Origin of the sequence: Pseudomonas sp. NyZ201 (genome assembly GCF_049860765.1) — a bacterium.
GTDB classification, from domain to species: domain Bacteria; phylum Pseudomonadota; class Gammaproteobacteria; order Pseudomonadales; family Pseudomonadaceae; genus Aquipseudomonas; species Aquipseudomonas bharatica.
Window position 1 is genome coordinate 5,498,183 of the sequence record NZ_CP187557.1, and the last position, 25,962, is coordinate 5,524,144.

Annotated in this window: 27 protein-coding genes and 1 tRNA gene; 16 read left to right on the plus strand and 12 right to left on the minus strand. The window is 63.8% G+C overall.

The genetic code is table 11. The features are described 5' to 3' along the window. Position 1 precedes the first annotated feature (1 nt). On the plus strand, positions 2-703 hold the full coding sequence (locus ACPFMA_RS24745) for an SDR family NAD(P)-dependent oxidoreductase (protein ID WP_425928945.1): 702 nt from the start codon (positions 2-4) through the stop codon (positions 701-703). 99 nt (positions 704-802) lie between these two features. On the opposite strand, the gene ACPFMA_RS24750 is transcribed toward ACPFMA_RS24745, so the two are convergent. The 6 genes from ACPFMA_RS24750 to hemA all read right to left on the minus strand — a co-directional run bounded on the left by ACPFMA_RS24750 (position 803) and on the right by hemA (position 6,170). After that, a complete protein-coding gene (locus tag ACPFMA_RS24750) occupies positions 803-1,321 on the minus strand; it encodes an acyloxyacyl hydrolase (protein WP_064303607.1) in 519 nt (172 codons plus the stop codon). A gap of 122 nt (positions 1,322-1,443) precedes the next feature. Next, positions 1,444-2,241 carry a glutamate racemase gene (murI, locus tag ACPFMA_RS24755; RefSeq protein WP_064303606.1) on the minus strand — a complete coding sequence of 266 codons (798 nt, stop codon included), beginning with the start codon at positions 2,239-2,241 and terminating at the stop codon, positions 1,444-1,446. Then, positions 2,234-2,989 (minus strand): molybdopterin-synthase adenylyltransferase MoeB, encoded by a 756-nt coding sequence (locus ACPFMA_RS24760; RefSeq protein WP_425928946.1) that lies wholly within the window; start codon positions 2,987-2,989, stop codon positions 2,234-2,236. Before ACPFMA_RS24760 ends, murI begins: the two co-directional genes overlap by 8 nt. Further along, positions 2,983-3,813 (minus strand): peptide chain release factor N(5)-glutamine methyltransferase, encoded by an 831-nt coding sequence (gene prmC / locus ACPFMA_RS24765; protein ID WP_064303604.1) that lies wholly within the window; start codon positions 3,811-3,813, stop codon positions 2,983-2,985. The genes ACPFMA_RS24760 and prmC overlap by 7 nt, the downstream gene beginning before the upstream one ends. Then, entirely contained in the window at positions 3,814-4,896 is a 1,083-nt protein-coding gene (prfA, locus tag ACPFMA_RS24770; protein WP_064303603.1) for a peptide chain release factor 1, read from the minus strand. It abuts the gene before it with no gap. Beyond that, positions 4,893-6,170 carry a glutamyl-tRNA reductase gene (gene hemA / locus ACPFMA_RS24775; protein ID WP_009405954.1) on the minus strand — a complete coding sequence of 426 codons (1,278 nt, stop codon included), beginning with the start codon at positions 6,168-6,170 and terminating at the stop codon, positions 4,893-4,895. Before hemA ends, prfA begins: the two co-directional genes overlap by 4 nt. A 177-nt stretch (positions 6,171-6,347) precedes the next feature. On the opposite strand from hemA, the gene ACPFMA_RS24780 reads away from it, so the two are divergent. The 8 genes from ACPFMA_RS24780 to ychF all read left to right on the plus strand — a co-directional run bounded on the left by ACPFMA_RS24780 (position 6,348) and on the right by ychF (position 13,167). Continuing rightward, the gene (locus ACPFMA_RS24780) at positions 6,348-8,081 is read left to right on the plus strand and encodes a tetratricopeptide repeat protein (RefSeq protein WP_425928947.1); all 1,734 of its coding nucleotides are present in this window, start codon (positions 6,348-6,350) and stop codon (positions 8,079-8,081) included. Between the two features lie 4 nt (positions 8,082-8,085). Continuing rightward, complete coding sequence (lolB, locus tag ACPFMA_RS24785) at positions 8,086-8,703, plus strand: lipoprotein insertase outer membrane protein LolB (protein ID WP_420057618.1); 618 nt, start codon at positions 8,086-8,088, stop codon at positions 8,701-8,703. A gap of 1 nt (position 8,704) precedes the next feature. Then, positions 8,705-9,553: a 4-(cytidine 5'-diphospho)-2-C-methyl-D-erythritol kinase gene (gene ispE / locus ACPFMA_RS24790; RefSeq protein ID WP_420057617.1), complete on the plus strand. Its 849-nt coding sequence runs from the start codon at positions 8,705-8,707 to the stop codon at positions 9,551-9,553. Between the two features lie 34 nt (positions 9,554-9,587). Continuing rightward, positions 9,588-9,662: transfer RNA gene (locus ACPFMA_RS24795), tRNA-Gln, on the plus strand. Positions 9,663-9,710: 48 nt separating this feature from the next. After that, positions 9,711-10,652: a ribose-phosphate pyrophosphokinase gene (locus ACPFMA_RS24800; RefSeq protein WP_009405962.1), complete on the plus strand. Its 942-nt coding sequence runs from the start codon at positions 9,711-9,713 to the stop codon at positions 10,650-10,652. A 138-nt stretch (positions 10,653-10,790) separates the two neighbouring features. Continuing rightward, positions 10,791-11,384: a 50S ribosomal protein L25/general stress protein Ctc gene (locus tag ACPFMA_RS24805; protein ID WP_009405964.1), complete on the plus strand. Its 594-nt coding sequence runs from the start codon at positions 10,791-10,793 to the stop codon at positions 11,382-11,384. 76 nt (positions 11,385-11,460) lie between these two features. Next, entirely contained in the window at positions 11,461-12,045 is a 585-nt protein-coding gene (gene pth / locus ACPFMA_RS24810; RefSeq protein ID WP_009405966.1) for an aminoacyl-tRNA hydrolase, read from the plus strand. Positions 12,046-12,066: 21 nt separating this feature from the next. Then, a complete protein-coding gene (gene ychF, locus ACPFMA_RS24815) occupies positions 12,067-13,167 on the plus strand; it encodes a redox-regulated ATPase YchF (RefSeq protein ID WP_009405968.1) in 1,101 nt (366 codons plus the stop codon). A 58-nt stretch (positions 13,168-13,225) separates the two neighbouring features. Here the strand turns inward: ychF and ACPFMA_RS24820 are convergent, their stop codons facing one another. The 4 genes from ACPFMA_RS24820 to ACPFMA_RS24835 all read right to left on the minus strand — a co-directional run bounded on the left by ACPFMA_RS24820 (position 13,226) and on the right by ACPFMA_RS24835 (position 17,816). Further along, the gene (locus tag ACPFMA_RS24820; protein WP_425928949.1) at positions 13,226-13,858 is read right to left on the minus strand and encodes a glutathione S-transferase family protein; all 633 of its coding nucleotides are present in this window, start codon (positions 13,856-13,858) and stop codon (positions 13,226-13,228) included. 298 nt (positions 13,859-14,156) lie between these two features. Then, a complete protein-coding gene (locus ACPFMA_RS24825) occupies positions 14,157-15,500 on the minus strand; it encodes an SPFH domain-containing protein (protein ID WP_425928950.1) in 1,344 nt (447 codons plus the stop codon). Positions 15,501-15,636: 136 nt separating this feature from the next. Beyond that, the gene (locus tag ACPFMA_RS24830; protein WP_425928951.1) at positions 15,637-16,533 is read right to left on the minus strand and encodes a LysR family transcriptional regulator; all 897 of its coding nucleotides are present in this window, start codon (positions 16,531-16,533) and stop codon (positions 15,637-15,639) included. Positions 16,534-16,613: 80 nt separating this feature from the next. Then, positions 16,614-17,816, minus strand: coding sequence for an MFS transporter (locus tag ACPFMA_RS24835; RefSeq protein ID WP_425928952.1), 1,203 nt, complete (start codon positions 17,814-17,816; stop codon positions 16,614-16,616). Between the two features lie 214 nt (positions 17,817-18,030). On the opposite strand from ACPFMA_RS24835, the gene ACPFMA_RS24840 reads away from it, so the two are divergent. The 6 genes from ACPFMA_RS24840 to ACPFMA_RS24865 all read left to right on the plus strand — a co-directional run bounded on the left by ACPFMA_RS24840 (position 18,031) and on the right by ACPFMA_RS24865 (position 22,905). Continuing rightward, positions 18,031-18,171, plus strand: a complete 141-nt coding sequence (locus ACPFMA_RS24840; RefSeq protein WP_425928953.1) for a hypothetical protein — start codon at positions 18,031-18,033, stop codon at positions 18,169-18,171. A 108-nt stretch (positions 18,172-18,279) separates the two neighbouring features. Further along, on the plus strand, positions 18,280-19,332 hold the full coding sequence (locus ACPFMA_RS24845; protein ID WP_425928954.1) for a helix-turn-helix transcriptional regulator: 1,053 nt from the start codon (positions 18,280-18,282) through the stop codon (positions 19,330-19,332). Between the two features lie 9 nt (positions 19,333-19,341). Further along, positions 19,342-20,907, plus strand: a complete 1,566-nt coding sequence (locus tag ACPFMA_RS24850; RefSeq protein ID WP_425928955.1) for a hypothetical protein — start codon at positions 19,342-19,344, stop codon at positions 20,905-20,907. A 35-nt stretch (positions 20,908-20,942) separates the two neighbouring features. Continuing rightward, a complete protein-coding gene (locus ACPFMA_RS24855) occupies positions 20,943-21,512 on the plus strand; it encodes a hypothetical protein (RefSeq protein ID WP_064303593.1) in 570 nt (189 codons plus the stop codon). A 12-nt stretch (positions 21,513-21,524) separates the two neighbouring features. Further along, positions 21,525-22,553, plus strand: a complete 1,029-nt coding sequence (locus ACPFMA_RS24860; RefSeq protein ID WP_064303592.1) for a hypothetical protein — start codon at positions 21,525-21,527, stop codon at positions 22,551-22,553. Positions 22,554-22,596: 43 nt separating this feature from the next. Further along, positions 22,597-22,905 (plus strand): YkgJ family cysteine cluster protein, encoded by a 309-nt coding sequence (locus tag ACPFMA_RS24865; protein ID WP_064303591.1) that lies wholly within the window; start codon positions 22,597-22,599, stop codon positions 22,903-22,905. Between the two features lie 193 nt (positions 22,906-23,098). On the opposite strand, the gene ACPFMA_RS24870 is transcribed toward ACPFMA_RS24865, so the two are convergent. Next, entirely contained in the window at positions 23,099-24,190 is a 1,092-nt protein-coding gene (locus ACPFMA_RS24870) for an NADH:flavin oxidoreductase/NADH oxidase (protein WP_425928956.1), read from the minus strand. A gap of 81 nt (positions 24,191-24,271) precedes the next feature. Between ACPFMA_RS24870 and ACPFMA_RS24875 the strand changes: the two genes are divergently transcribed. Then, positions 24,272-24,583: an ArsR/SmtB family transcription factor gene (locus tag ACPFMA_RS24875; protein ID WP_009406529.1), complete on the plus strand. Its 312-nt coding sequence runs from the start codon at positions 24,272-24,274 to the stop codon at positions 24,581-24,583. Positions 24,584-24,675: 92 nt separating this feature from the next. Here ACPFMA_RS24875 and ACPFMA_RS24880 read toward each other — a convergent pair whose 3' ends face one another. Further along, positions 24,676-25,851, minus strand: coding sequence for an MFS transporter (locus ACPFMA_RS24880; RefSeq protein ID WP_425928957.1), 1,176 nt, complete (start codon positions 25,849-25,851; stop codon positions 24,676-24,678). Positions 25,852-25,962 lie beyond the last annotated feature (111 nt).

Consider the following 25,962-nt stretch of genomic DNA (forward strand, 5'->3'; position numbering starts at 1 on the left):
CGTGACAACCGAGCACAGCAAACGAATCTGGGTCACCGGCGCCAGCAACGGCCTCGGTCATGCATTGGCCTTGCACCTGCTTGCCCTTGGTCATCGCGTGGCGATCAGCGGGCGGGCGCCCTTCGATCCCCTGCCGAACAACCTGGCACCCTGCTGCCTGGAGCTGCACGGCAACCTCGCCGAGGCGGCCGACGCCGAAGCCATGAGCATGCGCATCCAGGAAGAATGGGGTGCGCTGGACCTGCTGATCCTCAATGCGGGTACCTGCGATTACCTCGACGGGGCGTCCAGCGGTACGGCGATGTTCGAAGCGCTGATCACCAGCAACGTCAGCGCCAGCACCTATTGCCTGGACAACGCCGTGCCGCTGCTGCTGGCCGGCAGGAAGCCGCAGGTCGTGGGGATCCTCAGCAGCATTACCGCACTTCAGCAGCATGAAGGCAGCCAAAGTCCCACGGCACATAACAGCCTGGGCCAGTGGTTCAGCGAAATGCGCAGTCGCCTGGCGCCACAGGAAATAGACCTGACCCTGGTTACGCCGCAAACCGTGAAGAAGCCGGTGACCTCGACGATCGCTCTGCCGCAGCGGTGGACGGCAGAAACGGCGGCGTTGGCAATCATCGACCGGCTGCCGCAGCGGATGCCGGAGATGGTGCTGGAAGCCATGTCGGTGAGCAGCCTTTGGCCTTTGCGGCGAACCTGAGGGCCTAATCGCTGGCTTGCCAGCGATTAGGCCCATAAAAACGACACAAAGCCAGAAACACCGCCATCTCCGGCGGCGTTTCTTTCAATCCATCAAACTTCAGAGCGCCATGCGGTAATGCAGGGCGAAGCTCTCGACACCATCGTTGGGCTGGCTGATGCCGGCGTTGGAGTAATGGATTGCCCGGACACCGACCTCATGCCCTCCCGCAAAGCGCAGACCGAAGCCGATGCGGTCCTCGAACTGGAAGGAGCCGCCCAGGTTGTTGCTTTCCAGCTTGGTGTGGGCGAATGCCGCGACGCCGATCCCCGCCTCGATATAAGGCTTGACCGAACCGCCAGCGAACTCGTAGACGAATACCGGCGCGAACGACAGGCTGTGGTTGCTCGAGGTTTCGTCACCGTCCCAGTAGGTGTAGCCAGCATCCCAGTAGCCGGTCAGGCGACCGACGCTGGTCTGCCACCAGCTGGCGTCCCAGTTGGACTCCAGGCCGAGACGATAGGTCATGGTCGAATCGCTGGTCTGGCCGACTGCGAAGGTGATGTCCGCAGCTTGTGCGGTGAATGCTTGCCCCAGGGTTGCAACTGCAAATGCAGCCGCGCAAATCAGTTTCTTCATGAGAAACGTCCTTTATAGAAATCCTGCTTGTTGGTTTTTTTGTCCCATCAGACAACGTATCAGAAATCAGCGCTTACAAAGGAGTTCAGTGAATTTTCGACTTTTTGTGAAAATTTTGTCGATTACCGGCAGAAGCTTCGCACAAGGTCCGATTTTTTCCACAACAACGGCAGGATGTTTTTCAGATGCTGGGGATCCGCGCTGGTCCAGAACTCTGCCGGCCGGGCGGGACCGGTGGCGAGCAGCTCGCGCTCGGCCAGCAGGCGCTGCAACTGGCGGGCAACTGCGGCCCCCGTATCGATGATCGCCACGCTGGGCGGAACCATCTGGCTGAGCAGCGGACGCAGGAAGGGATAGTGGGTGCAGCCGAGGATAATGGTGTCGCAACCGGCAGCCAGCAGAGGCTCGACGTAGCCTTGCAGCAACTGGCGCAGCGCCGGGCTGTTCAGGTCACCCGACTCGATGCGCTCCACCAGGCCGGGGCACGGCTGGGTCACCACCTGGACATCGGTAGCGAAGCGGTCGAGCAATGCCGCGAACTTGGCACTTTGCAAGGTACCGGTAGTAGCCAGCACACCGACCACGCCGCTGCGGGTCGCTGCGGCCGCCGGCTTGACCGCAGGCTCCATGCCGACCAGCGGCCAGTGCGGGAATTGCTCGCGAAGGTCGGCGGCGGCGGCCACCGTCGCGGTATTGCACGCCAACACCAGGGCCTTGACGCCCTGCTCCTGGAAGAAACCGGCAACAGTGCGACAACGCTGACGGATGAACTCGGGAGATTTTTCCCCGTAGGGAATGTTCCCGCAATCGGCGACATACAGCAGCGACTCGTTGGGCAGCAGCCGGGCTATCTCGGCCAGGACCGAGAGGCCGCCGACGCCGGAGTCGAATACGCCGACCGGCGCCGAGGCATCAACCATGTTGGCTCCCGCACACCGCGCAGCCCGGATCGCGCTTGACCCTCAGCTCGCGGAAACGCGTGCCCAAGGCATCCACCAGCAGCAGGCGGCCCACCAGCGGCTCGCCGAAGCCGGCCAGCAGTTTCAGCGCTTCCAGCGCCTGCAAGCTGCCGACCAGCCCGACCAGCGGCCCGACGACGCCGGCTTCGCTGCAGGTCAGTTCCGCATCGCTGCCGTGGCCATAGAGACAGTGGTAGCAGGGGCTGTCCGCACGCCGTGGATCGAACACCGACAACTGTCCTTCCAGACGGATCGCCGCGCCGCTGACCAGCGGCTTGCCGGCCTGGACGCAGGCCGCGTTGACCGCTTCGCGAGTGCCGAAGTTGTCGGAGCAATCCAGCACCAGGTCGATTGCATCCACCGCTGCGGCCAGGGAGTCCGCGTCCAGCGCGCGAGGATGGGCGACCAGCCGGATATCCGGGTTCAGCGCGCGCAGGCGGGCCAGCGCCGAGTCCACCTTGGGCTGGCCGACCATGCTGCCGTCGTGGATGATCTGCCGCTGCAGGTTGGTCAGGTCGACCGTATCGAAATCCGCCAGGTGCAAGGTCCCGACTCCGGCCGCCGCCAGGTACAAGGCGACCGGCGAACCGAGACCGCCGAGCCCGACGATCAGGGCGCTGGCATTCTTCAGGCGCAACTGGCCGTCGATATCGATCTGCGCCAGCAGGATCTGCCGGCTGTAGCGCAGCAGTTCCTCGTCGGTCAGCACGGCAGGCGCCCCAGGGTGATGCGCTCGTGGGCATTGAGGTCAAGACGGCTTTCGATCTGCTCGAAGCCGTGTCGGGCCAGCAACTCGCGCACCGCCGCAGCCTGGTCGTAACCGTGCTCCAGCAGCAGCCAGCCGCCTTCGACCAGGTGCGCAGGCGCTTCGGCGACGATCTGGCGCAGATCGTCCAGGCCGTCGGCGCCGGCCACCAGCGCACTGCTCGGTTCAAAACGCACGTCTCCGGCAACCAGGTGCGGGTCTTCGGCAGCGATATAGGGCGGATTGCTGATGACCAGCTCGAAACGCTGTCCGTCCAGGGCGCTGAACCAGTGGCTTTGCAGCACCCTGACGTTGTCCAGTTGCAGGCGCTCGCGGTTGCGCTCGGCCAGGGCCACGGCCTCGGCTACGCGATCCACGGCGGTGACCTGCCATTCACGACGCTCGCTGGCCAGGGCCAGGGCAATGGCGCCGGTGCCAGTGCCGAGATCGAGGACGCGGGCCTTGGTGGCAGGCTGCAGGGCCATGGCGGTTTCCACCAGCAGCTCGGTTTCCGGACGCGGGATCAGGGTATGCGGGGCAACTTCCAGATCAAGATTCCAGAAGCCTTGCTGGCCAAGGATATAGGCTACCGGCTCACCGGCGCGACGCCGTTGCAGGTACCCGGCGAAGGTCTGCGCCGCCTCGCTGGCGACGATGCGCTCCGGCCAGGTGTGCAGGTAGCTGCGGGTCTTGCCGATGGCTGCGGCCAGGAGCAATTCGCTGTCGAGGCGCGGTGTCGGCGAGTCGGGAAGCTCCGCGCTGCGGAGCAGGCTGGCGATAATGGTCATTCAATCACCCAGTGCGGCCAGTTGATCGGCCTGGTATTCCGCCAGCAACGGTTCGATCACGGCATCAACGCCCCCCGCCAGGACTTCGTCCAGCGAATACAGGGTGAGGTTGATGCGGTGGTCGGTGACCCGGCCCTGTGGATAGTTGTAGGTACGGATCCGTTCCGAGCGGTCGCCGGAGCCGACCAGCAGCTTGCGCTCGGATGCCATGGCGTTCTGCGCGGCGCTGGTCTGCATGTCGTTGAGCTTGGCCGACAGCCAGGACATCGCCCGGGCACGGTTCTTGTGCTGGGAGCGCTCTTCCTGGCATTCGACCACGATACCGGTGGGCAAGTGGGTGATGCGGATCGCCGAGTCGGTCTTGTTCACGTGCTGGCCACCGGCACCGGACGCGCGATAGGTATCCACGCGCAGATCGGCCGGGTTGATCTCGATGGCGACCTGCTCATCGGGCTCGGGCAGCACGGCAACGGTACAGGCGGAGGTATGGATGCGGCCCTGCGACTCGGTCTCGGGAACCCGCTGCACGCGGTGCGCGCCGGACTCGAACTTGAGCTTGCCGTACACCGCCTCGCCTTCGACACGAGCAATGATTTCCTTGTAGCCACCGTGTTCGCCCTCGTTTTCCGAGAGGATTTCCAGGCGCCAGCCGCGCCGCTCGGCATAACGCGAATACATGCGGAACAGGTCGCCGGAGAAGATCGCCGCCTCGTCGCCGCCGGTGCCGGCGCGGATTTCCAGGAACACGTTGCGCCCGTCGTTCGGGTCTTTCGGCAGGAGCATGCGTTGCAACTGGTCTTCCAGCGCCTGCAACTGCTCCTTGGCTTCACGGACTTCCTCGACGGCCATCTCGCGCAGGTCGGGGTCGCTGTCCTTGAGCAGGGCTTGCGCGCCCTCGAGGTCATCCTGCAGCTTGCGCCATTGCACATACCCGGCGGCCACCGGCTCGACTTCGGCATATTCCCGGGAATAGGCGCGGAAGCGGGTCTGGTCGGAAATGACCTCGGCATCGCCGAGCAGCGCGGTCAGTTCCTCGAAGCGGTCCTGGAGGATCTCCAGTTTTTTCAGCAGCGACGCTTTCATTGCGGGGTTTTATCCGTGGGGCCCTCGTTGAGGGCAAAGAGTTCCTGGGCCATGGCCAGCGCATCGACGCGGCCCTCGGCAGAGAGCTTTTTCAGTTGCACGCTGGGAGCATGCAGCAGCTTGTTGGTCAGGCCGCGGGCGAGCTGCACCAGCACGTCCTCGGCGCTCGCGCCGTTGGCCAGCAGGCGCTGTGCCTTTTGCAGTTCCTCGTCGCGCAACCGTTCGCTCTGCTGGCGATAGGCACGCAACACATCCACCGCCGCCAGCTCGCGCAGGCGCGACATGAAGTCCTCGACGCCGGCGCAGACCAGCTCCTCGGCGGCCTGGGCGGCGCCCTGCCGGCTCTTGAGGTTTTCCGCGACGACATCGTGCAGGTCATCGACCGTATAGAGGTAGACGTCGTCCAGTTCCCCCACTTCCGGCTCGATATCCCGGGGCACGGCGATGTCGACCATGAAGATCGGCTTGTGCCGGCGCTGTTTCAGGGCGCTCTCCACCGCGCCTTTGCCGAGGATCGGCAACTGGCTGGCGGTGGAACTGATGACGATATCGCTGTTGACCAGTTCCTGTGGAATGTCCGCCAGCAGCACCGCACGGGCGCCGAACTGCTCGGCCAGGGTGCTGGCACGCTCCAGGGTCCGGTTAGCCACCACGATGCGCCGCACGCCCTGCTCATGCAGGTGGCGGGCGACCAGGGTGATGGTTTCGCCGGCCCCGATCAGCAGCGCCTGGCTGCGCCCCAGGTCGCTGAAGATCTGTCGGGCCAGGCTCACCGCGGCGAAGGCTACCGATACCGGGTTCTCGCCGATCGCGGTGTCGGTGCGTACCTGCTTGGCCGCGTTGAAGGTGGCCTGGAACAGGCGCCCCAGCAGCGGGCCTATGGTACCGGCCTCGCGCGCCACGGCGTAGGCCGACTTCATCTGGCCGAGGATCTGCGGCTCGCCGAGCACCAGCGAGTCGAGCCCGGATGCGACCCGCATCATGTGCCGGACCGCGTCGTGGTCCTCATGGATGTAGGCGCTGGCCCGAAGCTCCTCGACGCTCAACTGATGATAATCGGCCAGCCAGCGCAGGACGCTGTCGGCCGCCAGGTGGTCCTGCTCGATGTACAGTTCGCTGCGATTGCAGGTCGAAAGGATCGCGGCTTCGCGGCTGGCGGTCAGTCGACAGAGCTGCTGCAAGGCTTCGACCAGCTGCTCGGGGGTAAACGCCACGCGCTCGCGTACGTCTACCGAGGCAGTCTTATGGTTGATACCGAGGGCAAGAAAGGCCATTCAAGGTCGCTGGTTGTGACGTGAAGCCGATAATTGTCCTACTTCGCTGGATCGAGAACAACCACCGCTCGCGATTGTCTCTATAGACTGTATGCATAACGCCATCGCGAAGTGGGTTTGCCCAGGCGCTTGTGTCATGATGGCCCGACCGCAGGTTAGTCGCTCAAAATCCTCATTATGAATAGATCTTCCGCGTTGCTGCTCGCCCTCGCCCTGCTCCAGGGCTGCCAGGCCCTGCCGGGTTCCGGGGAGGCCTCGTCGCCTGCCGCCGAGCAAGCCGCCGCGCCGGCGGCCAGGCCAGAGCCGACGGTGTACGGCTCGTTCACCCAGGACACGCTCTACAGCCTGCTGGTCGCGGAACTGGCCGGGCAGCGCAATCGCTTCGACATCGCCCTGGACAACTATATGGTCCAGGCCGAGAAGACCCAGGACGCCGGCGTTTCCGAGCGCGCCTTCCGCATTGCCGAATACCTGGGCGCCGACCAATCGACGCTGGAGGCTTCGCTGTTGTGGGCGAAGAACGACCCGGAAAACATCGATGCGCAGCGTGCCGCGGCCATCCAGCTTGCCCGCGCAGGGCGCTACGACGATTCCATGAGTTACATGGAGAAGGTCCTGCAGGGCCAGGGCGATACCCATTTCGACTTCCTTGCCCTGTCGGCCGCGGAAACCGACCAGGACACCCGCGACGGCCTGCTCAAGAGCTTCGATCGTCTGCTGCAGAAATACCCCGATAACAGCCAGCTGGTATTCGGCAAGGCCCTGCTTCTGCAACAGGACGGCAAATCCGAGGAGGCCCTGGCCCTGCTCGAAGCCCATCCGCCGCAGCAGGACAGCGAAATCGCCCCGGTCCTGCTGCGCGCACGCCTGCTGCAAAGTCTCGACCGCGGCGGTGAAGCCCTGCCGTTGCTGCGCAAGAGCATCGCGCGCAACCCCGACGACAAGCGCCTGCGCCTGACCTACGCACGCATGCTGGTCGAGCAGGACCGCATCGACGATGCCAAGAACGAATTCGCCAGCCTGCTCCAGCAATACCCGGACGACGACGAACTGCGTTATTCCCTGGCCCTCGTCAGCCTCGAGGCCAAGGCCTACGACGAGGCGTCCGGCTACCTGCAGGACCTGATCGACCGTGACAGCCACGTCGATGCCGCGCACCTCAACCTCGGCCGCATCCGCGAGGAGCGCAACGACCTCGAAGGTGCCCTCAGCGAATACGCCCAGGTCGGCGCCGGCAACGATTACCTGCCGGCGCAACTGCGCCAGGCCGATATCCTTATCGCCAACGGCCGCACCGACGAAGCCATCCGCCGCCTCGACCAGGCCCGCGACAGCCAGCCCGACTACGCCATCCAGCTGTACCTGATCGAAGCCGAGACCCTGGGCAACAATGGCAAGGAAGACCAGGCCCGGCGCGTCCTCGATAATGCCATCAAGCAGTATCCGGACGATCTCAACCTGCTCTATACCCGGGCCATGCTCGCCGAGAAGCGCGACGATCTGGCGCAGATGGAAAAAGACCTGCGCGCCATCATCACCCGCGAGCCGGAAAACGCCATGGCCCTCAACGCCCTTGGCTACACCCTCGCCGATCGCACCACTCGCTACGCCGAAGCCCGGCAGCTGATCGAAAAAGCCCACCAGCTGACCCCCGACGACCCGGCCGTGCTCGACAGCCTGGGCTGGGTCAATTACCGCCTGGGCAACCTGGACGAGGCCGAGCGCCTGCTGCGCCGTGCCCTGGAGCGCTTCCCCGACCACGAAGTCGCTGCCCACCTGGGCGAAGTGCTCTGGGCCAACGGCAAGCAACGCGAAGCCCGCCAGGTCTGGGCCAAGGCCTTCGAAGCCCAGCCCGACAGCCCTATCCTGCGCAAGACCATCCTGCGCCTGACCGGATCCGAGACCCTTTAAGCCTATGTTTGTGCGCCACCTGATCACCTTCAGCCTGATTGCCCTGCTCGCCGGTTGCGCCGGCTTCGGTTCCAAGGAAGCCGTACAGGGCCAGGGCAGTCCACAACTGTGGAAAGAACATAAAGCCCAACTGAGCACCCTCGACGGCTGGCAAATCAGCGGCAAGGTCGGCATCCGCGCGCCGAAGGACTCCGGCAGCGGCACGCTGTTCTGGCTGCAACGCCAGGATTATTACGATATCCGCCTGTCCGGCCCGCTGGGCCGCGGCGCCGCACGCCTGACCGGGCGCCCGGGCCAGGTGGTGCTGGAAGTCGCCAACCAGGGCCGCTTCGAGGCGCCGACTCCGGAAACCCTGCTGGCCGAGCAACTGGGCTGGGAATTGCCGGTATCGCACCTGGTCTGGTGGGTCCGCGGCCTGCCTGCGCCGGACAGCAAGAGCCGGCTGACCCTCGACGGCGACAGCCGCCTGGCCAGCCTGGAGCAGGACGGCTGGCAGGTGGAATACACCCGCTACACCGAACAGAACGGCTACTGGCTGCCCGAGCGGATCAAGATGCACGGCCAGGACCTGGACGTGACCGTGGTCCTCAAGGAATGGCAACCGCGCCAGCTGGGGCACTGAAATGAGCGAACGCCTGACCTTGCCGGCGCCGGCCAAGCTCAACCTGATGTTGCATATCCTCGGGCGCCGCGCCGATGGCTATCACGAGCTGCAAACCCTCTTCCAGTTCCTCGACCATGGCGATGAACTGGACTTCGCCGTGCGCGAGGATGGCCAGATCCGCCTGCACACCGACATCGCCGGCGTTCCCCACGACAGCAACCTGATCGTCCGCGCCGCGCGCAAGCTGCAGCAAATGACCGGCACCACGCTGGGTGCCGACATCTGGCTGCACAAGGTGCTGCCCATGGGCGGCGGCATCGGCGGCGGCAGCTCGGACGCGGCGACCACCCTGCTCGCCCTCGATCATCTGTGGCAAACCGCCTGCGGTGAAGACCGGCTCGCCGAGCTCGGCCTGGGCCTGGGCGCCGACGTGCCGGTGTTCGTTCGCGGCCATGCGGCCTTTGCCGAAGGCGTGGGGGAAAAGCTCACGCCCGTCGATCCGCACGAGCCCTGGTACGTCGTGCTGGTTCCGCAAGTGTCTGTAAGTACGGCGGAAATTTTTTCGCATCCTTTGTTGACACGTAATTCAAAGCCCATTAAAGTGCGCCCCGTTCCCGAGGGAAACAGTCGAAATGACTGTCAAGCGGTAGTTGAGCAAAGTTACCCAGAAGTACGTAACGCCTTGAATTTATTAAACAAATTCACTGAAGCAAGACTCACCGGCACTGGAAGTTGTGTGTTTGGGGCCTTCCCAGACAAAGCTGAAGCTGATAGAGTTTTGGCCCTTCTTGCAGAGACCCAAACAGGGTTCGTGGCAAAGGGAAGCAATGTTTCGATGTTGCATCGCAAGCTACGAAGTCTGCGCTAGGAATCGAGTACCAGGTACTCGCAGCAACAGATACAGGGGCGTCGCCAAGCGGTAAGGCAGCAGGTTTTGATCCTGCCATGCGTTGGTTCGAATCCAGCCGCCCCTGCCATTTTCCTTATACTCATCCAGGTATACCCTCAGCCTTCAGGTACTGCGCGTGTCCAAGATGATGGTCTTTACGGGGAACGCCAACCCCGATCTGGCTCGGCGTGTCGTACGTCAGCTGCATATCCCACTGGGTGATGTTTCTGTCGGCAAGTTCTCCGACGGCGAAATCAGCACTGAGATTAATGAAAACGTTCGCGGTAAGGACGTCTTCATCATTCAGCCGACTTGCGCGCCAACCAACGATAACCTGATGGAACTGGTAGTGATGGCCGACGCCTTCCGCCGCTCCTCAGCGTCCCGAATCACCGCTGTGATTCCTTACTTCGGATATGCCCGCCAGGACCGCCGTCCGCGTTCGGCGCGTGTTGCAATCAGCGCCAAAGTCGTCGCTGACATGCTCACCGTCGTGGGTATCGACCGTGTTCTCACCGTCGACCTGCACGCTGACCAGATCCAGGGGTTCTTCGATATTCCGGTAGATAACATCTACGGCTCCCCCGTCCTGGTGGATGACATCGAAGACCAGCGTTTCGAGAACCTGATGATCGTCTCCCCGGACATCGGGGGTGTCGTGCGTGCACGCGCCGTCGCCAAGTCCCTGGGCGTGGATCTCGGTATCATCGACAAACGCCGCGAGAAGGCCAACCACTCCGAAGTGATGCACATCATCGGTGACGTCGAAGGACGTACGTGCATTCTGGTCGACGACATGGTCGATACCGCCGGCACCCTGTGCCATGCGGCCAAGGCCCTGAAAGAACACGGCGCTGCAAAGGTTTACGCCTATTGCACGCACCCTGTACTCTCCGGTCGCGCGATCGAGAACATCGAGAATTCCGTGCTCGACGAGCTGGTGGTGACCAACACCATCCCGCTGTCCGCCGCTGCACAAGCCTGTGACCGTATCCGCCAACTGGATATTGCACCGGTCGTCGCCGAAGCGGTTCGCCGCATCAGCAACGAAGAATCGATCAGCGCGATGTTCCGCTAAGGCATCAGCCTCGCGAACATCCGTTGACGTAAAGCGCCCCGCCCCAACACCGGTTGTTGGGGCGGGGCTTTTTTGCCCTTTCCGCTCTGGTGCTGGTCGCAAGCCCCATTCGGAACAGGCTAATTTTGGAGATACAAAATGACCGATTTCATCCTGAACGCCCAAGCGCGTACTGACCTGGGGAAAGGTGCGAGCCGCCGCCTGCGTCATGCCGCCAGCATCCCTGCCGTTGTCTACGGTGGTAACAAGGACGCCGAGTCCGTAACCATCCTGGCCAAGGAAATCGCCAAGCTGTTCGAAAACGAAGCTGCCTTCAGCCACGTTATCGAACTGAACGTCGATGGCAAAAAGCAGAACGTCATTGTCAAGGCAATGCAGCGTCACCCAGCCAAGCAGTACATCATGCACGCTGACTTCGTTCGCGTCGTTGCTGGCCAGAAACTGACTGCCGTTGTTCCGGTTCACTTCATCAACGAAGAAGCTCCGGTCAAGAAAGGCGGCGAGATCTCCCACACCCTGAACGAGATCGAAGTTTCCTGCGAAGCCAAGGACCTGCCTGAGTTCATCGAGGTTGACCTGGCCAACGCTGAAATCGGCACCATCGTCCACCTGTCGGACCTGAAAGCTCCGAAAGGCGTAGAGTTCGTTGCTCTGGCCCACGGTGATGACAAGGCCGTTGCCAACGTTCACGCTCCGCGCGTTGCTCCTGAAGCAGAAGGCGCTGCCGAGTAATCCACTCGGTTCGCCGGTGTTGCCCGGATTGCGGCGCTGATGCCGCAATCCCCAACTCCAAGGAAGAGCCCCTGACGTGACCGCCATCCAGTTGATCGTCGGCCTGGGAAACCCGGGCCCCGAATACGAACAGACCCGGCATAACGCAGGGGCTCTTTTCGTTGAACGCATTGCCAGCGCCCAGCGCGTCAACCTGACCGCTGACCGCAAGTATTTCGGCCTGACGGCAAAATTCAGCCATCAGGGCCACGATGTTCGCCTGCTGATCCCCACCACCTACATGAACCGCAGCGGCCAGTCCGTTGCCGCTCTGGCCAACTTCTTCCGTATCGAGCCAGATGCCATCCTGGTGGCCCACGACGAACTCGACCTGCCCCCCGGCGTCGCCAAACTCAAGAAGGGCGGCGGCCACGGCGGGCACAACGGCCTGCGCGACATCATCGCGCAGCTCGGCAACAAGAACGACTTTCACCGTCTGCGGCTTGGCATCGGCCACCCGGGTGATGCCAAGCTGGTGTCCAACTTCGTCCTGGGCAAGGCGCCCCGCGCCGAACAGGACAAGCTCGACGCCAGTATCGATTTTGCCCTCGGCGTGCTGCCGGACATCCTCGCCGGCGAATGGGCGCGTGCGATGAGAGAGCTGCACAGCCAGAAGGCCTGACTTCACGAAGAGGGATTCACCATGGGATTCAATTGCGGCATCGTCGGCCTGCCCAACGTCGGCAAGTCCACCCTGTTCAACGCCTTGACCAAATCCGGCATCGCGGCGGAGAACTTCCCCTTCTGCACCATCGAGCCGAACAGCGGCATCGTGCCGATGCCGGACGCCCGCCTGGACGCCCTGGCGGCCATCGTCAAGCCACAGCGCATCCTGCCGACCACCATGGAGTTCGTCGACATCGCCGGCCTGGTGGCGGGCGCGTCCAAGGGTGAAGGCCTGGGCAACAAGTTCCTCGCCAACATCCGCGAGACCGACGCCATCGCCCACGTGGTGCGCTGCTTCGAAGACGAGAACGTGATCCACGTTTCCAACAGCGTCGACCCCAAGCGTGACATCGAGATCATCGACTTGGAACTGATCTTCGCCGACCTCGACAGCTGCGAGAAGCAACTGCAGAAGGTCGCGCGCAACGCCAAGGGCGGCGACAAGGAAGCCCTGGCGCAGAAAGCCATCCTCGAAAAACTCATCCCGCACTTCACCGAAGGCAAGCCGGCGCGCAGCCTGATGAAGAACATGGCTGACGACGAGAAGGCGGTGATTCGCGGCTTCCACCTGCTGACCAGCAAGCCGGTGATGTACATCGCCAACGTGGCCGAAGACGGCTTCGACAACAACCCGCACCTGGACGTGGTGCGCGCCATCGCCGAAGAAGAAGGCGCGGTGGTGGTGCCGGTATGCAACAAGATCGAAGCTGAAATCGCCGAGCTGGACGAAGGCGAAGAGAAGGACATGTTCCTCGAGGCCCTGGGCCTGGAAGAGCCTGGCCTGAACCGCGTGATCCGTGCCGGCTACGCCCTGCTCAACCTGCAGACCTACTTCACTGCCGGCGTGCAGGAAGTCCGCGCCTGGACCGTGCGCGTCGGCGCCACCGCGCCACAGGCGGCCGGCGTGATCCACACCGACTTCGAGAAAGGCTTCATCCGCGCCGAAGTGGTCGCCTATGACGACTTCATCCAGTACAAGGGTGAAGGCGGTGCCAAGGAAGCCGGTAAATGGCGCCTGGAAGGCAAGGACTACATCGTCAAGGACGGTGACGTGATGCACTTCCGCTTCAACGTCTGATTCCTGCGCTGAAACGAAAAGCCCCCTGTGAGCCTCGGCTCCAGGGGGCTTTTCGTTTTCAGGCCTGCGCTGGTCGGCCCGGCATCAGCTCATAGGGTGGCTTCCAGCCCGGCAGGTCGCGAATCCTGTCTTTCCAGGCCTCGATATGGCGATACGCAGCGAGGTCCATGCCGGTATCTTCCGGCATGAAGACGTAGCCGGCCAGGGAGAAGTCGGCGATGGTCAGGCGCTCGCCGAGCATGAACGGACGATGGGCCAGGTGCCCATCGACGATGTCGTAGGCCGCTTTCGCACGCTCGCGCAGGAACGTGGTGACCGGCGTCTCGCCGCTGTGCTTCAGCCCGTAGATAAAGCGCAGGGTGGCGTAATAGGAAGTGAACTTGTGGTTGTCGAAGAGCATCCAGCGCCAGATCTCGCGGCGCTCCTCCTCGCTTTGCGGCCCGAAACGACCGCTGTACCCGGCCAGGTAGTCGAGGATCAAGGCCGACTGGGTCAGCGTCTGCCCGGCATGTTCCAGCACCGGCACCTCGCCCTGCTCGTTGACCTCGTCGCGCCAGGCAGCCTGGCGTGTCTGCCCGTGGAAGAAATCGACGAACACCGGCTCCCAGTCCAGGCCACTCAGTTCGAGCATCAACGCGGCCTTGTAGGCGTTTCCGGACTCAGCAAAACAATGCAACTTGAAGTCTGACATGACGCTCCCTTTTCCTTTGGAAAACGACGCGGTCCAGGTAGGAGCTGGCTTGCCTGCGATGGACCGCAAAGCGGTCCCAAATCCATCCAGCACGAGCATGCGCCATACAACAACGCTGGATTCAGCGCCGGTCTGATCGCGATCAACCAGACGACCCGGCGTAGCCGGTTTTGGGACCGCTGCCGCGGTCCATCGCAGGCAAGCCAGCTCCTACAGTGACCGCGTAGCCGTTGGTTGCTTGCAAGCCTTCGGAGCAAAGCATGTCTTGGCGGGAAGGGTCAATTGCCAGCGCCAGCAGTTACTCCGTTCGCAGATCCACCGCCAGATCCCGCGCCGCCTTGGTCGCCAGCACGCTCATCAGCTTGCCCATCTCGTCCTGCCGTCCGGTTCCGCCGTCACCGGCGCCCATCATGACCGACGGCACCGGTGCACGAGCTGCCGCCTCGGCCCACGCCTGGTTGATCCGCACCAACGCATCGAGCTTCGCCTGCAACGCACCGTCGGCCTTGATCGACGCCGCCCGGGCATAGGCTTCGGCATCAGCGGTTATCTTGGTCGCTTCACCTGTAACCCGGGCCTTGTCCCGCAGCAGTTCGGCGGTCTTCTTCTCGATCTCGGCGCGGCGCTGCTCGCGTTCGGCATTGATCAGGGTGAGCTGTTTTTCGGTCTCGGCCTGGGTGGTGCGCTCGATCTGCTGGCGCAGGCTTTCCTGGCGCTTGGCTTCGACATCCTTGGCACCGCGGGCGGAGACCAGTTGCTTCTCCTCCTCTTCCTTGAGCCGGTTCTGCCGGGCCACGGCCAGCTCGGCAAGAGCCTGCTGCACACGGACCATACGCTCCTGATACTGCGGATTTGGGTCGATGTGAGTGACCCGGGCGTCCACCACATCCACGCCGAACAGGCGGAACTGCTGTTGCTTGCGGATTTCCACGCCGTTCTCGTCACGCAGCTTCTCGATGACGAAGCGCGTGGAGATGCTGTCGCCGTATTGCCCCTGCTCGGTGCCGGCCTGGAGGATCGCCGTCTGCGCCGGCGAGTGGTCACGCTGGACCCGCACTTCCTTGCGTTTGGTCAGGTACAGGCCATCACGCAACTGGTTCTCGAACTCGGCGCCGAACTGGTTGCGGTCACCGGCGTAGTAGTCGTCGGCGCTCATCAGCGAAGCGGTGGCCTGCAGGGTTTCCTTGACCGCCGGGAGCAATGCGCGCTGCAGGAAGTTCTCCGGCGTGCGGTACTCATGGGCGATGGTCAGGAAGGCTTCGCCGCTCGGCATGCGGAACTGGGTGCTGAACTCGGCCTTGGCGTCGACGTTGCCAAGGAACACGATCGGCAGAGTGCCGACCGTCACCGTCGGATTGCCGCTGGCATGGGTATCGCCCTGCAAGGCCGATTGAACGCCGATGGTGCGCTTCCACACCGTTGTGCGCCCGAACCACTGGGTGGCGTAACCGACGTCCTCGACCACTTTCTCCTCGCCGAAGATCGTGCGCACGTGAGCCATCTGGCCGGCTTCGTTGTAGAAGAACACCTGGTTGAACAACGCGGCGCAGGCACCGATGGCAATCAGGGGAATGGCGGCCAGGGCGATGGTCTTGCGGCTGACGCGGGGTAGATCGACGTTTGGCAGTGAAAGATTGGACATGGACGTCTCCTTGAATGAGGGACGTGCATGCTCGTTGGGAGGCATTTCCCCAGCAATGAGGAGATTCTGCTTGAACCGTGGGAAACATCTGGCTTAAGCAGGCGGTCCGACAAGCCAGCTCCCACAGGGTCCGCGTTCAGCCGCAGATTTCTTCTAGAAACCCCACGAACGCCCGAATCCGGCTCGAATCCCGATGGCTCGGCAGATACAGCGCATTGATCGCACAACTGGCACTGCCCGGGCTCGCCTCGAACCCTTCCAGCACCCTTAGCAACCTGCCCCGCCGCACGTCCTCGGCAACCAACCAGTCCGCCAGCAGTGCCAGGCCACCCTCGGCAATCGCCGCCTCGCGCAGGACATCGGCGTTGTTGCTGCGCAAGCGCCCCTGCACATTGATCGGAATACTGTCACCCCCTTCACGGAACACCCAGTTCTGTAACGCCGGGCCGTAATCGAACACCAGGCATTGGTGCTCCAGCAGATCCAGCGGATGCCGCGGGATGCTGGCTCGCTCCAGATAGGCGGGGCTTGCGACCAGCCAGCGCTCGAAGCGCCCGATCGGCTTGCTGATCACGTCCTCGCTGCCAAGGGCCGAGCCCAGTCTCACGCACAAATCGACCCGCTCGGTGAGCAGGTCGGTCATCTGGTCGCTGAGGGTCAGGCTGATCTCCAGTTCCGGATGCCGCGCCAGCAGACGCCCCAGGTGCGGCGCGATAACCCGGCGACCGAACTCCACCGGCACGTTCACCCGCAACCGCCCTCGCGCTTCGCTGCCACGATCGAACACCGCGCCATCCGCCTCGGCCAGGGCTTCGAGAATGGCCACGGCCTTGTCGTAGTAATCCTGGCCGGCCACCGTCGGGCTGCTGTGGCGGGTGGTGCGGTTGAGCAGCGTGGTGCCCAGCTGGGCTTCGAGGGCGGCGACCTGGCGGGTCACCGAAGAGGTCGCCACGCCCAGCTTGCGCGCTGCCGCCGAGTAGCCACCGCAGCGCACGGTTTCGACGAACATGCTCAACGCCTGCAATTTGTCCACGGCCCGGCTCCTGGCTTCGGCTGATGTCTCTGACCGGGCAGTGTGCCGCAAAGCGTCGCGCTGCGCTTGCATGAGCGTGCTCAGCCGCGCGGACGGAGAATGAACAGGATCAGCGCGGCCAGCGGTGGCAGGGCCGCCATGCAGGCGAACAATGGCCAGCCGACGTGCTCGTAGAGCGGGCTGGCGATCAGCGAGCCCAGGGCGCCGCCCACGAAGATGCTGGTCATGTACACCGCATTCAGCCGGGCCCGGCTGTGCGGATCCAGGGCATAGATTTCGCGCTGGCCAAGCACCATGTTCAGTTGCACGGCAAAGTCCAGGGCCACCGCCGTGACCACCATCCACAACCAGCCAGCCCCGGACAGCGAACCGGCGATCAGCGACAGCGGCGCCAGCAGCAAGGCCGCCAGGGTGCCGCGCACGCCATGTCCGGCGTCGGCCAGGCGCCCGGCGATCGGCGCCGCGATCGCACCCACCGCGCCAACCAGGGCGAAGATCGCCACTTCGGTCTGGCTGAAGCCGTAATGCCGCACCAGTTCGATCGGAGCGATGGTCCAGAAGCTGCTGAACGCGGCGAACAACAAGCCCTGGTACAGCGAGCGCTCGCGCAGCACCGCGTAACGCCGGGCCAGGGTGAACACCGAGCCGATCAGTTGCGCGTAGCTGGCCTGGTGCGTCGGCACCCGGCGCGGCAACAGCAGGCCCATGACCACGGCCATGAACGCCATCAGGCCAGCAGCGCCGAAGAATACCCCGCGCCAGCCGAACGCTTCGGCCAGGGTGCTGGAGATCGGCCGCGACAGCAGGATGCCCAGCAGCAGGCCGCTCATGATATTGCCGACCACCCGTCCGCGAGAGGCTTCCGGCGCCATATGCGCAGCCAGCGGCACGAGGATCTGCACCGCCACCGACGTCAGGCCGATCAGCAAGGAACTGATCAGGAACAGCGATGGCGTGGTGCTCAGCGCTGCGCCCGCCAAACACACGGCCGCCGCGAGGGTGAAGCCCACCAGCAGGCGGCGATTCTCAAGCAGGTCGGCCAGCGGCACGAGGAACAGCAGGCCGATCGCATAGCCGAACTGGGTCAGCGACACGATCAGGCTGGCATTGGCGCTGGACAGGCCGATCGACGGGGCGATCAGTTCGACGATCGGCTGGGCGTAATACAGGTTGGCGACCACCGCGCCACAGCAGATGGCCAGGAAGATCACCAGGGAACTGGACAGCGTGGGTGTCACCAATGCCGAGCGGGACTCGGCAGTGACAGGATTGCCAAGGGACATGGCGGACCTCATCGAAAGGGCTGAACGGAATGGCACCAGAGTAGAGGGCCTGGCGCCACCACGGAATCCGTCCACAGGGCAAAACTGCGGTGCGTCGTGCGCAAAGCCGGGTGGTCCGGTCGGGGCTTTTTTTCGCTTTTTTTGCAAGGTGCGACGCAGGCTGTCGCAGCCCCGCCGGATGATCGCCTCAACCCCGGTCAACGAGCGAACCGTCATGAAAGAACTGATCTGCTTCACCCTCGGCGTGGTCATCGGCGTGATCACCATGAAAAACCGCCAGGCCTTCAGCGAGCTGGAAAAGGAACTGGAGCGGGAAAAGTCCCGCAATGGCGCCGGGCAACACGGCGCAGCCTGAACCTTCGACGGATGAACTATTGGCGGAGTGCACAAGATGATGTTAAAAGGCCACGAAGGAATGTTCGTCGCACCCGCGAACTTTCAAGGCAGATCGGATTCTTCCCCCATGTCAGATCCCAAGGACCGGTTGTTCAGGCATTTGGCATTGCTACGCCTGATTCCCCGTGCGCCGAAAAGCATCTCCACCACCGAGCTGCTGAAAAAGCTCAAGGCCGAAAATTTCGATATCGACCAGCGAACCCTGCAACGCGACCTGATCGGACGCCTGGGCCTGGACTTCCCCCTCGACTGCGATGAAAGCCGCAAGCCGTTTCGCTGGAGCTTTCCCAGCGACATGCCGCGCTTCGATTTCCCGGCGCTGGACACCCCGACGGCACTGGCCTTTGCCCTCGCGCAAAGCCACCTGAACAAGGTGTTGCCGCCGAGCATCCTTGAGCTGCTCGCGCCGCACTTCGACCTGGCCCACCGGCAATTGCAGGGCCTGGAGCACAACCCCCTGGCCAACTGGCCCGGGCGCGTGCGGGTGATCCCGAACGGCAAGGCCCTGCTGCCGGCAGCCGTGGAAGCCACGGTGTGGAGCGAGGTGGCCATGGCAGTGCTCGAAACGCGGCAACTGGACATCCGCTACCACAGCCGCAGCAAGGCCGAGCACAAGGCCCTGCGCATTCACCCCAGCGGCATCGTGTCGCGCCATGCGGTCAGCTACCTGGTCGGCCGGGTCGAAGGCTACAGCGACGTGCGCCAGTTCGCGATGCACCGCATCCAGCAGGCGACCTGTCTGGACCAGGCCTGTGTCGAGCCGCCCGGCTTCGAGCTGGACACCTTCATCCGCAGCGGCTTCAACCACAAGGGCCAGATCGGCCAACAGCGCCTGGTTGCCGATGTCGCGCCGTCGATCGCCTGGATGCTGCACGAAACCCCGCTGAGCGCCGAACAGTCCCTCACGCCGCTTGCGGGCAGCGATTGGCAGCGCCTGCAGGCCACGGTACCGGACGACCAGGAAACCTTCTGGTGGGTCTTTGGCCTCGGCGAGAGCATCCGCCTGCACGAGCCGCAACCCTGGATCGACGCGATCAAGGACAAGCTGGACAAAGTCACCGCCCTGTATGCAACGCCGGCCAACCCCGGCCAGCCCTCTTCCACCTGCGACCCGTTTTGAGGAGCGCGCATGAACTTCAATGACATTGCCCCCGTGCCTAGCGCGGACGCCGAGGAGCAACCGCTCGCGCCAGCGGATCGCGAGGCCATCGCCCGCGACCGGGCCAACACCGCCGCCGCGCTGTCGGCCAGCGAAACCGTGTCGCGCTACGGCAGCGCCAACGCCGAATTCGTCAAGGCCTACACCGGCGTCGACAACGAATACGGCGTCAAGCTGAGCAAGGGCCTCAAGGGCATCAGCCAGGAGAACACCGGGGTCAAGCACCGCGCCGGCTGGGCGGCGGAAGTCTCCAGCACCAGCCGCGAGAACGCCGAGGCGATCATCAACAAGTCGAGCGAGCGCAGCATTCGCAGCGATGATCTCAAGCACTATGGCATCGAGACCGACGGCAAGTACCGCCAGGCGGTGGACCGGGTCCGGGTGAAGGACGGCGAGATCGTCTACGAAGCCCAGACCAAGGTCGAGGCCAACGGCAACCGGGTGGCCAACCAGGTCAGCCACGAGGACCACAAGTACAGCAAGTACTTCGGCAAGAAGCTCGAACTGCCCACCGAACAGGTGGAGGAAGCCAAGACCTACTGCCGTACCCGTGCGCAGAACCTGCGAAACCGCGCCGACAAGCTCGATAGCGAAGGCAAGCCCGAAGTGGCCGCCAAGTTCCGCGAGCGCGCCGAGCGCTTCGACAAGCTGGCTGACGAAGACATCGTCGACCTCGGCCTGGATACCGCCCAGGCCATCGACTACGCCGAGCGTCCGCTGCGCGAAACCCTCAAGGACATCGCCCGTACCAGCCACCGCGCCGGTGTCGAAGGGGCCAAGTATGGTGCGCTGATCGGCGGCAGCATCTCCTTGCTGACCAACGCATTCAAGGTGGCCCAGGACACCAAGGAACTGGGCGAGGCCGCACAGGACGTGGTGCTGGACACCGCCAAGGCAGCCGCACTGGGCTACGGCACGGCGTTCGCCGGCTCGGCGCTCAAGGGCGCCATGCAACAGTCCAGCAGCCAGACCCTGCGCACCCTCGCCGGCACCAACGCCCCCGCGCTGGTGGTGAACATCTGTCTGTCGCTGACGACCTCCATTCATCGCTACATCAAGGATGAGATCAGCGAAGCGCAACTGCTCGAAGAACTCGGCGAGAAAGGCGCGGGCATGCTGTCGAGCAGCATGATGGCGGTGCTGGGCCAGATTGCCGTGCCGATTCCCTTCGTCGGCGCCGCCATCGGCGGCATGATCGGCTACACCCTGTCGTCGAGCTTCTACCAGTGCGCCTTCGAGGCCGCCCGCGACGTGGAATTGTCCCGCCGGCAACTGGCCCGCGTGCAGATGATCCAGCAAGCCGCCCGCGAGCGCATCGCCGAGGAACAAGCCCGTCTCGATGAATTCACCCGCCGCGAGATCCCGCAGTTGCGCACGGAAACCGCGCAGCTGTTCGTCGCGGTGAACGGCGCGGACAGCGATGCCTTCGCCGTCGCCATCAACCAGTACGCCACCCTGTTGGGCAAACAGCTGGAGTTCAGCTCGCAGAGCGAATTCGACACCTTCATGGACAGCGATGCCCCTCTGGTGCTCTGACCCTACGCCTGCTCCCGGAAAAAGGACCCTATGCAATGCTCATGAAATTCCTGTCCCGATCGGACAAGCAACACCTCATCGACCTGGCGAAACTGCTCGCCATCGCCGACAAGCCGCTGCGCTGGGATGGCAAGACCCGTGACCAGCTCACCTCCAGCAGCAACCTCGACGCCCTGACCATCGTCACCGGCGACGCCGAACGCGAGCTGATCGAGGAACTGGTGCAGTCCACCGGCAGTGCTTCGGCCTTCGACAGCTTCTTCTCCTCGTCCTGCAACGTGGAACGGCGCCTGATCGATGCGCTGAAGAAGCTGCCGATGATCGTCGCCGAGAAACCGGAATATCGCGTCCAGGCCGCCACCAGCGTACTGCGCGAGCTGCTCAATGCGACCAGGTTCGAACTGCCGTCCACATCGAAGGTGGTGCTGTTCGAACTGTTCCTGGTGGCCCTGCGCGACGGCCACATTTCCAGCGTGGAATGGGCCCTGCTCAAGGAGTTCCAACTGCACCACAAGCTGGAAGACTTCATCTTCGACGACCTCCTGGAACGTGCCGAAACCATGAACCGTGAAGTCAGCAAAACCATCTCGCTCATTCTCGAATAAGGACACGAGCCCATGCCAATTCCACTCATCATCGGTGCGGTCGCTGCGGCGGCCGGCATCTACGGCGCGGTCAAAGGCGTCAGCGGCGCCATGGACCACAGCGAAGCCAAGGACCTCAATGCCAGTGCCGGCTCGATGGTCGATGCCGCCAACGCCAAGGTCGAGGAGCAGCGCACCAAGACCAACGCCACCCTGGAAGACTACGGCCAGCGCAAGCTGCGTGCCTTCAACGGCGTGGTCGACGAGTTCATCGAAACCTTCGAACGCCTGAAGAACGTCGAGCTCAGCCAGAGCCCGGAACTGGACAAGCTCAACGCTGGCGACTTCACCGGCAAGACCCTGGCCGGCCTGCGCCAGGACTACCAGGCCCTCAAGGACGCCGGCCTTGGCCTCGGCGCCGGCATGACCGGTGGCGCGGCACTGGCCTTCGGCGCCTACAACGGCACCATGCTGCTGGCCACGGCGAGCACCGGCACCGCCATCTCCTCCCTGGGCGGCGTAGCCGCGACCAACGCCACCCTGGCCTGGCTGGGCGGCGGGTCGCTGGCGGCCGGTGGCTACGGCATGGCCGGCGGCATGATGGTACTGGGCGGCATCGTCGCCGGCCCGGCCCTGGCGATCTTCGGCCACGTGCTCGGCAGCAAGGGCGAGGAAGCCCTGAACACTGCGCGCAGCAACATGGAACAGGCCCGGACCATCCACGAGCAGGCCAAGCTGATGGCCGGCAAGCTGCAAGCCATCGATGCGGTGACCTCGCTGGCCAACACCACCTTCTCCAACATCAGCTCGCAGTTGCGGCGTAGCGTCAGCGAGCTGAAGAAGGTGATCGAGAACAACGGCGTCGACTACCGCACCTTCTCTGAAGAAAGCAAGAAAGTGGTGTTCCGCGCGGTCAAGTTCGCCCAGCTGATCAAGGCGATGATCGACACCGCCATCCTCGACGAAGCCGGCAACCTGGTGCTGTCGACCGAGAAGCGCATCAAGGATGTCGCCGCGGTAGCCAGCGGACAGAAAGCCAGCCTCGACGCACCTGTCGCGTAAGGCAATGGCCCGCGCCTGGCGCGGGCCACTTCGAGCGACCGCCATGCCTTGCCAGATCACCTCGCCCTTCCCCTGCACCCAGTGCGGCTTGTGCTGCCAGCACGTGGACATGGCCGATGAAACCCGTTTCCTCGACCGTGGCGACGGCACCTGCCGGCACTACGACGCCAACAGCAAGGGGTGCGGGATCTACCAGGACCGCCCGGATATCTGTCGGGTGGACCTGCAGTTCACCGAGCGTTATGCCCGTGACTACAGTTGGGATGAGTTTGTGCGGCTGAACCTGGAGATCTGTAGCTATCTGCAGCACCAGCACGCCGTGACGACCATTCCCCTGGTCGAGGTGGACTGACGAATACTTGTGGGACTCCGCCCAGCCTTTTCGGGCTGCGCTGTCGCACAGAGAACAGCTCCAAGGCACAACGCGCACCCTGTGGGAGCGGGTTTACCCGCGATGGCTATAGTGAATTCACTACAGCAAATCGCGGGTAAACCCCACACAGGACGCTTAGCTGCCTAGGTTAGAGCGGTTGCACCAACCGTGATCAGCGATAGCGTTCCAGCCAGTGCGCATAAGGCGCCGGCAGGGTCCACGAGGCTTTGTCCATACCCAGCTCCTTGGCCGCGAAGTACGCCCAATGCGGATCCGCCAGATGGGCGCGGCCCACCGAGACGATATCCAGTTGCCGCGAGCTGACCGCTTCTTCCGCCAGTTGCGGGGTACCGAAGCCCCAGGCCGAGGTCACCGGGATACCGGCCTCGTCACGCACCCGGCGCGATACTTCACCGAGGAAGGCCGGGCCCCACGGAATGTTGGTTTCAGCGATGGTGAAGCCGACACTGACGCTCAGCAGGTCCAGGCCACCGGCCTTGAAACGACGGGCCAGTTCGATGGACTCGGCGAGGGTCTGCTCGTCGCGGCCGTCGTATTCGATCACCCCGAAACGGGCAGTCAGCGGCAGGTGCTCGGGCCAGACTTCACGCACGGCGGCCAGGGTTTCCAGAAGGAAACGGCTGCGGTTGTCGAAGCTGCCGCCATAGGCATCGGTGCGCTGGTTGGAGTGCTCGGAGAAGAAGCTCTGGGCCAGGTAGCCATGGGCGAAGTGCAGTTCGATCCACTCGAAGCCGGCGTCGCGGGCACGGCGCGCGGCATCGACGAAGTCCTGGCGGACCCGGGCGATATCGTCGAGGGTCATTTCACGCGGGGTTTTCGGCAGATGATGACCGAAAGCAATGGCGGACGGGGCGATGGTCTGCCAGCCGCGGGCGTCGGACTCGGCCATATGGTCGTCACCTTCCCATGGGCGGTTGGCGCTGGCCTTGCGCCCGGCGTGGGCGATCTGGATGCCCGGCACCGAGCCTGCCGCCTTGATCGCCTTGACCACCGGCACGAAGGCCTGGGCATGGGCATCGCTCCAGATCCCGGCACAGCCCGGGGTGATGCGGCCTTCAGGAGCGACCGCCGTGGCTTCCACCACGACAAGGCCAGCGCCGCCACGTGCCATGCTGGCGTAATGAACCTGATGCCAGTCGTTGATAACGCCATCCTCGGCCATGTACTGGCACATCGGAGGAATGGCGATGCGGTTGCGCAGGGTGACGTCCTTGAGGGTGAAAGGCTGGAAAAGTGCAGTCATGCGGAAGCTCCTGGGAGAGGACATGGATAGTTACGATTGTTCGATAGTATTCGAACTTTGGCATTTAGTGAAGCCTCCGGTATGATCCGCCCCATGCGTGCCTACAAACATCCAGACCCACAAGACTTCGTCCTCGAGCGCGTGCTCTACGCGCTGAGCGATCCCGTGCGCATGGAAATCGTCCGGACCCTGGCCAACTGCACCGAAGCCAGTTGCGGCGACCTGGACGGAGGGCGGCCGAAGTCGAGCATGTCCCACCACTTCCGGGTATTGCGCGATGCGGGGCTGGTGCAAACGCGCGCGGTGGGCACCACGCACATGAACTCCCTGCGCATCGAGGCGCTGGACGGGCGTTTCCCGGGGTTGATCGGGGCGATTCTGCAGCACGTCTGAGCTCCTGGACTTGTGTTGTTGCTGATGGCCTAATCGCTGGCAAGCCAGCTCCCACAGGACCTGTGGGAGCTGGCTTGCCAGCGATAGGGCCCTCAAGTTCGACCACCCAACCGCCTGAATCCCCACCCGCCCACCAGCACCACGATCCCTCCCGCCACCACCGCCACCTCGAACCCTGCCCCTCCCAGATCCACCCACTGCCCCGCCAGCGCCGCGCCCATTGCCACGCCGATATTCAACCCCGCCAGCAACCAGGTCATACCTTCGGTCAAGCGCTGCTCCGGCACACTGCGCTCGATCAGCGACATCGCCACGATCATGGTCGGTGCGAAAGACAGTCCGGCAATGAACACCGCCAGCGCCAGGCCCGGAATCGACCCGGCGAACCACACCGGCAAGGTGCTCGCCGCCGTCGCCAGGGCTCCGATCAACAGCAACCGCGGCAAAGGCTGGTTCAACTTCAACGCACCGAACACCAACCCCGCCAGGCACGACCCCAGTGCATACGCCGACAACACCAGGCTCGCCGCCCCCGCTTGCCCGCGCCCACTGGCGAAGGCCACGCTGGCGATATCCACGGTGCCGACGATCACCCCCATCGCCATCATCAACAGGGTCAGCAGGCGAACCTCGGCAACACGGATCAGCGAAGCACGCTCGCCCTGCCCGGGAGCCAGGACCGGCGGCTCGCTGCCTCGCTGCAGCACCAGCGCGCTTACGCCGAGCGTCAGTAATAGCGCCGCCAGCAACGGCCCGGCCTGGGGAAACAGCGCCACACAGAGACCCACCGACAACGGCGGCCCGACGATGAAGGTCAGTTCATCCAGCACCGTTTCCAGCGAATAGGCGGTCTGCAACTCCGCTCGGCCGCGATAGAGCACGGTCCAGCGCGCCCGCACCATTGCCGACAGGCTGGGCATGGCGCCGGCCAGCAATGCGCCGAGGAACAGGCTCCAATCCCCCAGCGGCCACCAGGTCCCGGCCAGCAGCAAGGCCGATCCGCTAACGCTGACCAGCGTCACCAAGGGCAACACCCGGGATTGCCCCTGGCGATCCACCCACCGCGAGATCTGCGGCGACAGCAGCGCATAGGTCATCACGAAGGTCGCGGCCAGCGCGCCGGCCAACGCATAACTGCCGCGCAACTGGGAAACCAGGGTAATGATGCCGATTCCGGTCATCGGCAATGGCAGCCGCGCCAGCAATCCAGCCAGGGCGAAACCGCGGGTGCCGGGAAGGTCGAACAGTGATCGATAAGGGTTAGCCATTTTGCGCTCCTTGGCCTGTCCGCTTGCCTTCAGGCAGGCATGCGGGGAAGATACATACAGCTCGTATGTTTAAAAGCCTATTTACATACGTCGCGTATGTAAACCCCCATG